Source organism: Pseudomonas sp. Irchel s3h17 (genome assembly GCF_900187505.1).
GTDB lineage: Bacteria > Pseudomonadota > Gammaproteobacteria > Pseudomonadales > Pseudomonadaceae > Aquipseudomonas.
Window position 1 is genome coordinate 46,587 of sequence record NZ_FYDL01000023.1, and the last position, 13,185, is coordinate 59,771.

The 13,185-nt window shown below is 59.6% G+C and carries 11 protein-coding genes and 2 pseudogenes; 5 read left to right on the top strand and 8 right to left on the bottom strand.

Annotation, left to right across the window (positions count from 1 at the left end; genetic code table 11):
* Window positions 1-302: 302 nt before the first annotated feature.
* Entirely contained in the window at window positions 303-1,325 is a 1,023-nt protein-coding gene (gene sohB, locus CKW25_RS24195) for a protease SohB (RefSeq protein ID WP_095083273.1), read from the bottom strand.
* Window positions 1,326-1,529: 204 nt separating this feature from the next.
* Between sohB and CKW25_RS24200 the strand changes: the two genes are divergently transcribed.
* From CKW25_RS24200 to CKW25_RS24210, 3 genes are all read left to right on the top strand, one after another.
* Window positions 1,530-2,240, top strand: a complete 711-nt coding sequence (locus tag CKW25_RS24200; RefSeq protein WP_095083275.1) for a histidine phosphatase family protein — start codon at window positions 1,530-1,532, stop codon at window positions 2,238-2,240.
* A 49-nt stretch (window positions 2,241-2,289) separates the two neighbouring features.
* Window positions 2,290-2,604: an SCP2 sterol-binding domain-containing protein gene (locus tag CKW25_RS24205; protein ID WP_095083277.1), complete on the top strand. Its 315-nt coding sequence runs from the start codon at window positions 2,290-2,292 to the stop codon at window positions 2,602-2,604.
* 142 nt (window positions 2,605-2,746) lie between these two features.
* The gene (locus CKW25_RS24210) at window positions 2,747-3,610 is read left to right on the top strand and encodes a LysR family transcriptional regulator (RefSeq protein ID WP_095083279.1); all 864 of its coding nucleotides are present in this window, start codon (window positions 2,747-2,749) and stop codon (window positions 3,608-3,610) included.
* Between the two features lie 17 nt (window positions 3,611-3,627).
* Here the strand turns inward: CKW25_RS24210 and CKW25_RS24215 are convergent, their stop codons facing one another.
* Window positions 3,628-4,032, bottom strand: a complete 405-nt coding sequence (locus CKW25_RS24215; RefSeq protein WP_095083281.1) for a DUF488 domain-containing protein — start codon at window positions 4,030-4,032, stop codon at window positions 3,628-3,630.
* A gap of 155 nt (window positions 4,033-4,187) precedes the next feature.
* On the opposite strand from CKW25_RS24215, the gene CKW25_RS24220 reads away from it, so the two are divergent.
* Both CKW25_RS24220 and CKW25_RS24225 read left to right on the top strand, forming a co-directional pair.
* The gene (locus tag CKW25_RS24220; RefSeq protein WP_095083292.1) at window positions 4,188-5,342 is read left to right on the top strand and encodes an SRPBCC family protein; all 1,155 of its coding nucleotides are present in this window, start codon (window positions 4,188-4,190) and stop codon (window positions 5,340-5,342) included.
* A complete protein-coding gene (locus CKW25_RS24225) occupies window positions 5,342-6,448 on the top strand; it encodes an SMP-30/gluconolactonase/LRE family protein (RefSeq protein ID WP_095083283.1) in 1,107 nt (368 codons plus the stop codon). Before CKW25_RS24220 ends, CKW25_RS24225 begins: the two co-directional genes overlap by 1 nt.
* Window positions 6,449-6,613: 165 nt before the next feature.
* Here the strand turns inward: CKW25_RS24225 and CKW25_RS24230 are convergent, their stop codons facing one another.
* From CKW25_RS24230 to CKW25_RS24250, 6 genes and pseudogenes are all read right to left on the bottom strand, one after another.
* A complete protein-coding gene (locus CKW25_RS24230; RefSeq protein WP_095083285.1) occupies window positions 6,614-6,853 on the bottom strand; it encodes a DUF465 domain-containing protein in 240 nt (79 codons plus the stop codon).
* Between the two features lie 158 nt (window positions 6,854-7,011).
* On the bottom strand, window positions 7,012-9,123 hold the full coding sequence (locus CKW25_RS24235) for a PAS domain-containing sensor histidine kinase (RefSeq protein WP_095083287.1): 2,112 nt from the start codon (window positions 9,121-9,123) through the stop codon (window positions 7,012-7,014).
* Window positions 9,124-9,402: 279 nt separating this feature from the next.
* Window positions 9,403-10,528, bottom strand: a pseudogene (locus CKW25_RS24240) (type IV secretion protein Rhs); the annotation flags it as partial.
* A 96-nt stretch (window positions 10,529-10,624) separates the two neighbouring features.
* On the bottom strand, window positions 10,625-11,218 hold the full coding sequence (locus tag CKW25_RS24245; protein WP_095083290.1) for an Imm43 family immunity protein: 594 nt from the start codon (window positions 11,216-11,218) through the stop codon (window positions 10,625-10,627).
* A 10-nt stretch (window positions 11,219-11,228) separates the two neighbouring features.
* Window positions 11,229-11,600, bottom strand: coding sequence for an AHH domain-containing protein (locus CKW25_RS27435; protein WP_371855202.1), 372 nt, complete (start codon window positions 11,598-11,600; stop codon window positions 11,229-11,231).
* Between the two features lie 23 nt (window positions 11,601-11,623).
* Window positions 11,624-13,067, bottom strand: a pseudogene (locus CKW25_RS24250) (RHS repeat domain-containing protein); the annotation flags it as partial.
* Window positions 13,068-13,185: the final 118 nt, after the last annotated feature.

Sequence of the window (13,185 nt, forward strand, 5' to 3'; positions counted from 1 at the left end):
TGATGCCGATGGCAACATTGCCTATACCCCCAATCAAGACCGAGAACACGGCTGTCTATATTGAGCACGAGGACTGGCCGTAGATTGACCGTGTTCATTTCAGGAGCCTCGAAGATCTGCTTGAAGCCCTGGAGTCCAATGGCTTCAAGCAGGTACCGGGCGAGATGGACACTGTCGAACGGGCAAGGTCTCCACAGCCTCGGTTCCCTGCCACATTACAAGAACAACTCACTCAGCCCGGCATGTTCATGCTTGACCGCCGCTATTCCTTCCAAAAGCGAACGCTGATCGACCGCGAGGGGTCACCAGAACCGTTGTTGCGTCAAACGACTCCACCAGGTCAGCAGCAGGCGATCAACCGAACCGCTGGCTGCCAGGCCGACACGCTCCTGCAGGGTCTTGCGTTCGGCATAGTGCAGGTGGAACAGTTCTGCGCCCTTGGCCCGTTCGGCGAGGTATTCGTCGCTGGTTTTCAGCTCATCGACCAGTTGTTTATCCAATGCTGCAATCCCCAGCCAGACTTCACCGGTCGCCACTTCGTCGATGGCCAGTTGCGGGCGATAGCGGGCAACGAAGTTCTTGAACAGCGCGTGGGTCACGTCCAGGTCTTCCTGGAACTTCTCCCGGCCCTTCTCGGTGTTTTCGCCAAACACGGTCAGGGTGCGCTTGTACTCGCCGGCGGTCAGCACTTCAAAGTCGATGTCGTGTTTTTTCAGCAGGCGGTTGACGTTGGGCAACTGCGCCACCACCCCGATCGAGCCCAGGATGGCAAAAGGGGCGCTGATGATCTTCTCGCCGATGCAGGCCATCATGTAGCCGCCACTGGCCGCGACCTTGTCGATACACACGGTCAACGGCACGCCGGCCTGGCGAATACGCGCCAGCTGCGAGGAGGCCAGGCCGTAGCTGTGCACCATGCCGCCGCCACTCTCAAGGCGCAGCACCACTTCATCCTTGGGCGTGGCCAGGGACAGCAGCGCGGTGATTTCGTGGCGCAGGCTCTCGGTGGCCGAGGCCTTGATGTCGCCGTCGAAATCCAGCACGAACACCCGGGGTTTGGCCTCGGGCTTTTTCTTGTGTTTTTTCTCAGCCTTGGCCTCGGACTTGCGCAAGGCCTTGAGCTGGTCCTTGTCGAGCAGTGCCTGCTCCAGACGCTCGCGCAGGCCCTTGTAGAAATCATTGAGCTTGCTGACCTGCAACTGGCCCGCGGACTTGCGCCGACCTTTGCTGCGCAGCGAAGCGAAGCTGACCAGCACCACCAGGATGGCGACGACCAGGGTTACGGTTTTAGCCAGAAAACTTGCGTACTCGGACAAAAACTCCACATTGACTCCTTAACGACTGTGCCCCGCTCAACACGCGGGCGCGGATGCTTGCAGCATACCCATGCGACTGCGTTGCGACCAGCCGTGAAACCTTCTGTTACCGCCCCCAACGAGCATTTCAAACAAGCGTATGTTTTTTCATTGACAGCTCACCGGCATCCTCATAACCTCGCAAAACCTTCAACGTACCGGGATGACGCGGACGTGGGCAGCATCTATCTGATTCGACATGGCCAGGCCTCCTTCGGTGCAGACGACTACGACGTGCTGTCGTCGATCGGCGTGCGCCAGGCGGAAATCCTCGGCAGCCACCTGGCCGAACTGGGCTTGAGCTTCGACCGCTGCCTGTCGGGCGACCTGCGCCGCCAGCAACACACCGCCAACAGCGCCCTCGCACAATTTGGCGCGGTCGGGCTGCCGGTACCGCCTGTGGAAATCGATTCGGCCTTCAATGAATTCGATGCCGATGCCGTCATTCGCGCCCTGTTGCCGGACCTGCTGCCCGAAGAACCCGAAGCGCTGCACATTTTGCGTAACGCGACGCAGAACCGGGGTGAATTCCAGCGGATCTTCGCCCTGATCATCGAACGCTGGCTGGCCGGCACCTACGACCCTCCGGGCCTGGAAAGCTGGCTCGACTTCGTCGAGCGCGTCCAGACCGGCTTGCAACGCATTCTCGAACAGGCCGACAACACCCAGAAAATCGCCGTGTTCACGTCCGGCGGCACCATTACCGCCCTGCTCCACCTGATCACTCAAATGCCGGCCAGGCAGGCCTTCGAGCTGAACTGGCAAATCGTCAACACCTCGCTCAACCACCTGAAGTTCCGTGGATGCGAGGTGGCACTGGCTTCCTTCAACAGTCATGCACACCTGCAACTGCTGAAGGCCCCGGACCTCATCACTTTTCGTTGAGTCCGGATTACTGTGACCCTTGCTGTAACACACCTAAAAGGATCGAACCATGACCTCCGTAGCTGACGCCGTACAAGCAATGAAAGCCAAGTTCAACCCAGCCGCTGCTGCCGGCCTGGACCTGGTTTTCGGTTTCCGTATCGACGAAGACAAGAACTTCTCGCTGGTCGTCAAGGACAGCACTTGCGAACTGCAAGAAGGCGTGAACCCGGACGCTCAAGTGACCCTGGTCATGGACGGCGAAACCCTGGAAGGCATCGTCAGCGGTGAAACCGATGGCATGCAAGCGTTCATGGGCGGCAAACTGCGCGCTGAAGGCGACATGATGCTGGCCATGAAACTGTCCGAGCTGTTCCCGGCCTGAGACAGCGGCTTCCCCACGGGGAGCCCTGCCTTGCCCTACACGAATCCCGCCCTTGTGGCGGGATTCGTCGTTTCTACCCCCGGAGCAGCCTTTGCCGGCGCCTTGCTCTACACTGCCGGACCCTCCCCATCAGCGACCCGCCATGGACATCGACCTCGCCCGTACCTTCCTGGAAATCGTTCGTTGCGGCAGCCTCGCCGCCGCCGCGGACAAACTGCACGTGACCCAGACCGCGATCACCGCGCGGGTGCAGAAGCTCGAAAGCCAGCTGGCCAGCACCTTGTTCGTGCGTAACCGTGCCGGTGCCCGCCTGACGGCCGATGGCGAGGCCTTCGTGGTGTACGCCAATCAACTGGTGCAGACCTGGGAAGCCGCCCGCCGCGACCTGCCGCTGCCGGACGGTTACCGCAATGTGCTGCACATCGGTGGCGAGGTCAGCCTGTGCAACCCGCTGATGCTCAGTTGGACCCGTGAGATCCGTGAACATATCCCGACCTATGCCCTGCGCACGGAAATCCGCGACGGCGACAACCTGCTCAGGCAACTGGAAATGGGCGTACTGGACGCAGCGCTGGTGTTCCAGCCCGAATACTGGCCACGGCTGCAAGTCGAACAACTCCTGGAAGAGAAGTTGATTCAGGTGCGACTGCCGTCGCGGCCCGAACCCTACGTGTACATCGACTGGGGCCAGGATTTTCGCCGCCAGCACGACGCGGCGTTGCCGGACAAGGCCAGGGCCGCACTGAGCTTCAACCTCGGCCCGCTGGCGCTGCAGTATCTCCTGCAAAACGGTGGCACCGGGTACTTCCGCACCCGGGTGGTCCAGTCCTACCTCGACAGCGGCGTGCTGGAACGCGTGCCCAAGGCCCCCGAATTCAGCTACCCGACCTACCTGGTGTACTCCCGTGATCGCGATTCGGCCGCGTTGCAGCAGGCGTTCGACCTGCTACGCGAGCTGGTCAAGAGCGACAGTGACTGGTCCCAGCGCTGGGACCCGCTGACCTGAACCCGCGGCGCACGCGATCAGGGCGTCTTGAACTCCTCGGCATAACACACCGGTGAACTGGCATCGGCACGCCGGTCCAGCTCCTCCTCCAGCCACTGGGCCAACACCTGCGCATTGTTCTGCGTCTCGTCACGCGCGCCATAGATCAGCGTCAGCGTGCCGTGTTCGGCGATTTCCAGGAGTTTCCACCAATGACCAGGCCGGGCCGCCAGTTCCTGACGATACCCCGCCCGGAAGGCTGAAAAATCCAGCTCGCCGGCCTTGAATGCCCGTCGCAACGCCGTGGAGGGCGCCACCTCACGCAACCATTCATTCAGCGGCAACTGCTGCTTGCGGCAATTGCGGGGCCACAGTCGGTCGACCAGCACCCGGTAGCCGTCGCTCTCACTGGCGGGCGCATAAGCGCGTTTGCACTCGATCATCGGCTTGCCTCCTGCTCGGGATGCTGAAGGGACCACGCCGGAGTCTCCCCCAGCCCATTCAGCGGCTTGATGAACAGCTATCACAAACATCCATTGGCCGGATAATTTGGCCACGACTAATCTTCTATCAATAACAAGGATAAAAGGTGACCGCAGTGAGGCAAACCACGCAGGCGTTTCGTACCCGTTACCGGGCGGATGTTCATCGGCTCTACAACCCGTGGCTGCACGCAGGTTTCGTCCTGGTGTTCGGGATCACAGCGATCGGTCTGTTCTGGAGCACGGTCCATCAGGTGCAACCGCTTGAGTGGTGGGCGGTACCGTTGACCCTGCTGTTTTTCAACTTCGCGGTCTACGGGGTCCACCGTCACCTGGGGCATCACAAGAAGGCCTTTGCGCGGCTGTTCTATGCCCGCCATGCCGGCGATCATCACAGCTTTTTCGCGCCCGGCCACATGACCTACGACACCGCGCGCGACTGGCGGGTGATCCTGTTCCCCGCCTGGCTGATCGTGCTGCACAGCCTGGTGATCACCCTGCCCGCCTGGTGGCTGCTCAAACAGCTCAATGGTAATGTGGCAGGCCTGTTCGCAGGCTGCATGATCCTTGGCTACCTGACCTACGAAGTGTTCCACGCCTGCGAGCATCTGCCACCTGGCAACCCTGTCACCCGCCTGCCATGGATTCGCCAGATGCGCCGCCTGCATGAACTGCATCACCGTCGCGAGCTGATGCAGGCCCGCAATTTCAATATCGTTTTTCCGCTGATGGACTACCTGTTCGGCACACTGTATTGGGAAGCCGAACCGGACCACGCCCACCATCACTCCACGAGCCGCCCCATGACCCGACTGCAACACCATATCGACATCGAACGCGACCCGATCGATGTGCTCGCCTATGCCGGCAGCCCGACCCTCTGGCCGCAATGGCACCCCTCGTCATTGAAGGTCGAGGGCCCGCAAGGGCCACTGCACGCGGGTGCGCTTTTTGAAGAAGACATTCACGCCGGCGGTCGCTCCGGGCATTTGAGCTGGGAAGTCAACGAGTACCTGCCGGGACGCCGCTGGTGCGCCCGGGCCCAGGGCGATCATGGCCTGGAACTGCTGCTGACCTATGAATGCGTCAGCGAAGGCGCTGGCACGCGCTTCGTCCGGACCCTGGAATACCGCTTCAGTGGCCTGCTGATGCGCCTGGCCAATCAGTTGCTGCTCAAACGGCGCATCGAGCACGAGTCCGCCGCGTCGATGCTGGCCTTGCGTGACCAGGCGCAACTGAGTATCCCCACCCGCACCGGAGCAGTCGCCTGATGAATCGTGTACCCCGTGGAGTCAGCGTTAGCGGGTTTCTCATCGTCCTGCTGGTGCTGGTCGGCCTGTTCCTGCTGCTGGCACCGACCCAGGTGCAACCGGTGGCCTGGAAACCGCAGCCCGCGCCGTCCCTGCAATCGGGGGTATTTGCCGAGAACCGGATACTCAAGGGCGTGGAGCACATCGGCGCGGCGAACATCAACGGCCCCGAAGCCCTGCTGCTGGAGGACGACTACCTGATCACCGGCCTGCACGACGGCCGCGTGATCCGCACCAGCCTGGACGGCAAGACACTCACGGTGTTGACCGACACCGGTGGCCGACCGCTGGGCCTGGCCCGTCACCCGGATGGCCGATTGATCATTGCCGACGGCATCAAGGGACTGTTGGCCCTCGATTCGCTGGGCCAGTTGATTCCCCTGAGTACCGAAGCCGGTGGCGTGCGGTTCGGCTTCACCGACGATGTCACGATCGACAGGACCGGGCACTACGCCTACTTCAGCGACGCGTCCAGCCGGTGGGGTTATGGCCATGATGGCGAGGCGATCATCGAGCACGGTGGTGACGGCCGCCTGTTGCGCTACGACTTTCAGACGGGCAAGACCGAGCTGCTGCTGGACCGCCTGGAATTCGCCAATGGCGTCGCGCTCGGGCCCGATGACGCCTTCGTGCTGGTCAACGAGACCGGTGCCTACCGCATCACCCGCTATTGGCTCAGTGGCCCCAAGGCCGGCTCGCACGAGGTGTTCGTCGACAACCTGCCAGGCTTGCCGGACAACCTCAGCTTCAATGGTCATGAGCGTTTCTGGGTGGCGCTGTACGCGCCGCGCAATGCCCTGCTGGACAGCACGGCGGCGTATCCCTTCGTGCGCAAGATGATCGTGCGGGCACTCACGGTGCTGCCCAAGCCGGTGGAGCGGCGTGCGCTTGCATTGGGTGTGGACCTGGACGGCAACATCATTGCCAATCTGCAGGACGCCAGCAGCGGTAATTACGCCCCCATCACCACTGTTCGCGAGTACGGCCAATGGCTGTATTTCGGCTCGCTGAAGTCCAGCCACATGGTGCGCTTGCCCCTGGCCAAGGCCCTGCAATCCTCTCATTAGGTGCAGCACGAGGGTAATGCCGTTCAGTTCAGAAAGTTTCTGGAGAGTGAGGCACCCGTGGCGAGGGAGCTTGCTCCCTCGCCACAGGAAGAGGTATTGAGCGACCCTGGCCTTGGCTGAACAGCATTGCAACACGGGGGGCCGTTTGCGCCCCCCGTGCTCGGGTCACGTTCTGGCAGAACCGTTCAGGTTTTTGGATATTTCGTCTTTGATCGAAAGGCGTTTTTCCTTGAGCTTCCTCACATCGTCATCGCCCTGGGCCGAGGCCTCCGCCTTCAGTACCAGATCGTCGATAACCGAGTATTTATCCAGCAACGCATTCAAATGTGGATCATTGGCGCGCTTTTGCTGAACGACTTCCCTAGTGCAGCTCAAGTCCTGATACAGGTCATGTTTCACCGGCATGGAACACCTCCGTTGGATGATCGATGGCGAACACCATGATACGCGCTCGCCAGTTGTCAGAATGGCCTTGCCCGACGGTGGCTGTCGACCGTCAATCAGACCAGCGGTTAACGATGATCCGATTGATGGTGATCGGCCCAGTGCCCTGGGAGCCGTCGTCAACCGGCCAGCACACTGCGGATCATGGTCATCAGCGCATCCGGACTGTAGGGTTTGCTCAGCAAATGGGTGTCCGGGCTGAGCTGATGGTTGTTGGAGATGATGTCCCGAGTGTGCCCCGAAGTGAACAGTACCGCCACCGGAGGCGTCTGGACCTTGGCCCAGGCGGCCAGGTCCGAGCTCTTGATCAACCCGGGCATGACCACATCGGTGAAGATCAGGTCAACCTCCACACCGTCCAGCAACATCTGCATCGCGCCGTCGCCATTGGCGGCTACCAGCACCTGATAGCCCGACTGTTGCAAAAATTCGACCGTCGCACTGCGCACTTCTTCGTTGTCCTCAACCACCAGAATAGTCTCGTGGCCGCCTCTGTGCTGGACACTGCGCATGGGCGACTCGCGGCTCTGCGCGCGCGCGCTGCGGGGGAAGTACAGGTGCACCTGCGTGCCCTGCCCCACCTCGCTGGTCATATCGATATGGCCCCCGCTCTGCTTGACGAAACCGAACACCATGCTCAACCCCAGGCCCGTGCCCTGGCCATCGGCCTTGGTGGTGAAAAACGGCTCGAACGCCTGTTTCAGCGTCGCCGCATCCATCCCGTCGCCAGTGTCGACCACCGACAGGCGCACGTAGTCCCCGGTGCTGATGCCCTTGCCCGCGCAAAACCGCTGATCGAGCTCCACGTTCTTGCCACTGATAGCAATGGTGCCCTCGCCATGCATCGCATCGCGGGCATTGAGCGCCAGGTTCAACAAGGCGTTTTCCAGCTGATTGCGGTCGACGTGAATGCACCAGGACTCTTCCGGCAATTGCACATCGATCTGTATGGTTTCTCCCAGCGCCCGCTGCAGCAATTCGCCCAGCCCTTCGTAAATCTGCCGCAGGCTGTAGACCGCCGGCGACAAGGGTTGCCGACGGGCGAACGCTAGCAGTTGTGACGACAGCATCGCGCCGCGCTCCACCGCCGCAATCGCGGCATTCACCCGGCGCTGCACGTTCTCGTTGTCCGGTTCGTGGCGTGCCAACAGGTGCAGATTGCCGGCGATGACCTGCAACAGGTTATTGAAGTCATGGGCCACCCCTCCCGTCAGCCCGCCAATGGCCTCAAGCTTCTGTGACTGGCGCAGCTGTTCTTCGGCAGCCAGCCGCCCTTCGACTTCATCGGCGACGCGCTGCTCCAGATTGCGAGTGAACTTGAGCAAGGACTCTTCGGCGATTTTCCGCTCGTGGATGTCGATCAGCACACCGGGAAAGCGAAAGGGCTGGCCTTGTTCGTTGAACTCACAGCAGCCACTGGCCAACACCCATCCATAGCTACCATCAGGCCGCCGGATGCGGTACTCGGCATTGAACGGGCCACCGTTTTTCAAGGCCTGCTCGACCTGCTGACTGAGCTGGATCAGGTCATCGGGATGGATTCTCTCGCTCGCGGCCTCGGGAGACAGGAACGCCAGCGATTGATCGGCGGGATAGGAAAACGTCCGGGCAAATCGCTCGTCCCCGGACAACAGATCGGCCTTGATGTCCCAGACAAAGGAGCCCAGCAAGGCCCCGGCGTTGAGCGCCAGGCGCACTCGTTCGTTATCGGCGCGGTAGGCCGTTTCGGTTTGCTCGCGCAACCGCTCGGACGCCATGTGGGCCGTGGTCTCCACGACCACCGCCAGCACCCCGGCCGGCAGCCCGTCGTCATCGGCCACCGGGCTGTAATAGAGGTCCATGAACACCGCTTCGGGCTGGCCGTTGCGCAACAGTTCCAGCTCTTTATTGCGGAAGGACAGCGTGCCACCGGCCAGGCAGGTGTCGAGCACCTGGCGATTGAACTCGGCGACTTCAGGCCAGCCGAGCTCCACCGGAGAACCAAGCAGGTACGGATGCCGGCCACCGGCAAACACCGAATAGGCATCGTTGTAGATCATGTAGCCGGGCTTGCCCCAGAGCATCACCAGGGGAACAGGCGAGGCCAGCAGCAACTGCACCGAACTGCACAGGCTCGTCGACCAGGTATCGACGCTACCCAGTTCCGTGAGGGTCCAGTCGAACGCACGAATACGCCCGGCCATTTCACCGTTCCAGCCACTGCACCCATGACTTTGCATCAGAAACGGCATCGGCTGACTCTGTGCGCACGGCGCAAAAATGAAACAACGGATCGACGCAGGACGGCCCCCGCTCATTGACCCGGGGCGCGACCGACATTGGTGGTTCCAATTGAGGTTAGCTCATTGAAAAGGTCGGCAACGGGCAGCCGACGGGCTTGCACCTCGAACAGGTGCTTGAGCGGGTGATAACCGCCCTTCAGGTGCGCGGCGACATCGAGAATGGCCGGCGCGATCCCGTTCAGTGGTATTGATGCCGGGGTTGTGGGCCTGCGACAGCTTGTCGGCGGGCAGCAGGCGCGTGGTCTGGCCTTTGCCGTCGGTGTGCGTCAGGACCTGACCGAGGGCGTTGTAGGTGAACGACTCGGCACTGCCGTCCGGGTGCTGGATGCGCAGCACTTCGCTATCGGGTTTGCGTTCCAGTGTGGTGACCTGGCCCAGCGCGTCGGTGACGGCGATCAGGTGCTGGCGCTCGTCGAAGCGGTAGGTGGTGTTTTTGCCCGAGCAATCCTGGAAGCGTTCGACCTGGGCGTGGCTGTTCCACCACAGGTATTTGGACGTGTGATTGGCGTCGATGATGGTGTGTGGCAGGCCGTCGTCGCCGTTGAGGTATTCGGTCTTATGACCAAGGGCATCGACCTCGGCGATGAGGTTGCCCTTGGCGTCGTAGCGGGCTTTCCAGGTGCTGCCGTCGGGGTAGTCCACCTGGGTCGCCAGGGTAGTCAGGTGGTGATGCCGGTACTTGATCTTGCGCCCCAGCGGGTCGGTTTCTTCGACCAGCCGCGAGTACTCGTCGTACTTGAGCTCAAGCCCGTTGCCGTCGGGCAGCGTCAGGCCGGTCATGTTGCCGCTGTCGTCGATGGCGATGCGGTAGCGCTCGCCACCGAAGTCGCGGCTTGAGGTGACGCGATGATTGCCGTTGTAGTGAAGCTCGGCTTCGCGCCCGAGCACGTCGGTGACCCGGGTGGTGCGTGCCTTCACGTCATAGCGAAAATGAAAGTGTTCACCATCGCTGGTCCAGTGCTCGACCACGCGGGGCTGGCCGTCGATGCTGTCCCAGCGGTAATGGCAGCTCAGGCCCAGGGCATTGCTGTGGCTGACCATGACGCCTTCGGCGTAGCTGAAGCGCCGTATCGAGTCACCGTTGCGATTGATCACTTCGATCAACTGACCGTTATCGGTCGTAGCGGTACTGCACCAGTGTTTCTACCGCCTGGTGGTCGACGACGCGCTTCACGTCGGTCAGCCGCCCCAGGGGATTGTCGTAATGCAGGTGCACACGCACCCCGCCGGTGGCGCTGATGTCGGTCAGCGCGCCTTCGGCCGTGCGGGTGAAGTGCAGGAAATGGCCGAGGGCGTTTTCCAGGCGCTGCAACGGGACAGGGACGTTGTCGTCCGGCACCTCGCCGAAATAGAAGATGGTACAGCAGGTAATGGCCCGCGCTGGCGCGAAGTCTTTACCCTATGACTACACTCCAGCGAGCAAAATCATTGTTTTTTGCAAAAAACCATATTAAAAATCATCCCATGGCGCATATTTATAGTATTGATCTATTTTTTTGAATTCTATACCGTAGATATTCTTCTTGATACATTCGGCCAAAAATCGCGCCGAGCAAACAATCTCATTTATCTCTTCAAAATAAAATAAATTAGAATCAATACCTTCCGATATAACGAGCTTTTCTATGCGCTCATAATTTGGAGCGCTTGAATTGCTCACATCAACTTTCACATTGCTGTCAAGTACAAACAAGGACCTCTCAGCATCCATAGCTCTTAATCTTTCGGTAACCGCGAAGAAAAAATATTTTTTTTGTATCGCCTTCCCTTGAATGACGACCTCAACTGGTCGGCTGATATACGAGCACTCTAAACTATCACAGACTTCTAAGAACTCCTTGGAAGCCAAAAAATGATCAGGCAACCAATCCGCGCATATTTTCGGAATATTAGCTATTGCGCGGTAATGTGCGCTTAGCGTGCCGTGCGCTGGATTTTCGCTAGGATAATGAAAAGTTGGTAGATCCGGAACCCAATCAAGATCAAAAAAATATGGAGCACCTTCACCATCCGGCTCGTATTTTATTAGATACAAATCTTTCATCTTTTTACCCTCATAGCAATCGACCAGTCATAGAGTCAAGTTTGAACAACCCGCCTTCAAGCCCCTGCGCAGCCCAAGTTTGGATATTTTTAACACCAAGCGCCAGGTCAATATCTGTCAAACTGCCTAAATTGTTATTGAGTTTTACCAGCTTATTTTTTACGGCTTCCGTGTACTGGCCGTGGTTAGACCAATGGCCTGGCATACCCGTTACCTGTGCGAGGTCTTTGGAACCAGGGAGAAAAATACCATTAGAAGCTCCATCCGGATCCCAACCAATTTTTTTCAGCCTGCCAAACAAACTTTTGAACTGAGTGCTTTTTATCAGTTCTTCAGGCACCAAATGGTGATTCGCCATTCCATCGCCCGGTCGCGCGCCCATATTGTTGCCTAATTTCGTAGAACACCAACCCAACGGATCAACCCAGTTATTAGGACTTGGTGCGTACGAGTAAAAATTCACGCCTCCTGACAGTGCAATCGGATCCTGCGTAACAAACCGCCCCACCTCCGGATCGTAATACCGAAACGTGTTGTAGTGCAGCCCCGTCTCGTCGTCAAAGTACTGCCCTTGAAACCGCAGGTTCTGCTCGACCGCGTTGACCTCTAACCGCTCAACCGCCCCCCACGCCTTGTACGTCGCCTGCCAGACAATCTGCCCCTCACGGTCGGTCATCTCCAGCGGCGTACCAATCTGGTCGGTGTGGAAGTAATAGAGCTTCTGCTCCTCACCCTCTTTCTGGTCCAGCCGCGCCAGCGGCGCATAACTGCCCGGCTCGTAAACATACAGGCTGCTCTGCCCCGGACTTTCCTCGCGCAGCATCCGCAAACCTTGCCAAAGGAAATTCTTCTGTTCGGTTTTGCCGTTGACCTCTGAAGCCTTGGCAACCCGTCGTCCCAAGCTGTCGTATTGATAATGGCCGGTACTTTCCAGCTTGCCATCAACCCGCGTTTCAGCCCTGACCAGGCGGTTTTCGCAGTCATAACTAAACGTCTGCAGCTTGCTGATGCCACTGCGTTTTTCAATCAAGTTACCCCACGCATCGTAGGCATATTCCTGATCCCGCCACTGCCTGATCCGGTTGTCTTTAACGTGATCAAACTGACTGGTATTGAAATTCAACCGGTTGGCCGCCGCGTCGTAGCGAAACTCCTCGCTGTCCACCAACTTGCCGGTGTCGCGGCTGTGCAACTGGCCGTTGGCTTCGTATGCGTACTTGATCTCGCCGCGCAGTTTGTCCAGGGTGCGCACCAGCTCGCCGGCCGGGTCGTACTGGTAACGGCGGTGGATCGGGTTGTACGCGTGCTCGACCAGCAGCGAGGGGTTGATGCCGGGGTTGTGGATTTGCGAGAGTTTTTCCGCCGGCAAGGTCGAGGCGAACTGCCAACTCTTGCGGCCCATGGCGTCGTAGCCGAAACAACTGGTCAGTTGGCCCTGGGAGCGGTAGACCTCGCGGTGCAGGTCGTCGCGTTCCATGTCGCTGATCAGCCGGCCGTCGAGGTTGAGTTGGTGCAGGTGGCCGCTGCCGTAATACAGGTGATTAAGGTGTTGGCCGGTGGGCAGCGTCAGGGTGGTCAGGTTGCTCAGCGAATCGTATGCGTAGGCCAATTCACCTTGCGCCGTGGTCTCCTTGATCAGGCGGCCCAGCAGGTCGTAGGCAAATTCGAGTTGTTCTTCGCTGACGCCGAGTTTCTTACCACTGGCTGTCGGAAGACGCTCGATGGACAGCAAGCGGTCGCCATCGTCGTAGGCGTAATCCTGTCGTGCATCGGCGTTGAGCTTGGCCAGCAACCGGCCAATGCTGTCGCGTTCAAATTCGGTAGTGCGTTGCGGTCGTTCGTATCCGATCCATGAACTACACCTACCGCCAGAAGCGCTTCGTGTTTACCGTGGCATTTCTGGCGAGCAGTTCCATGGCAGCAGCGCTTCATAGTCTTCAATCGACTGCGCATGCGGCAAGCGCTCC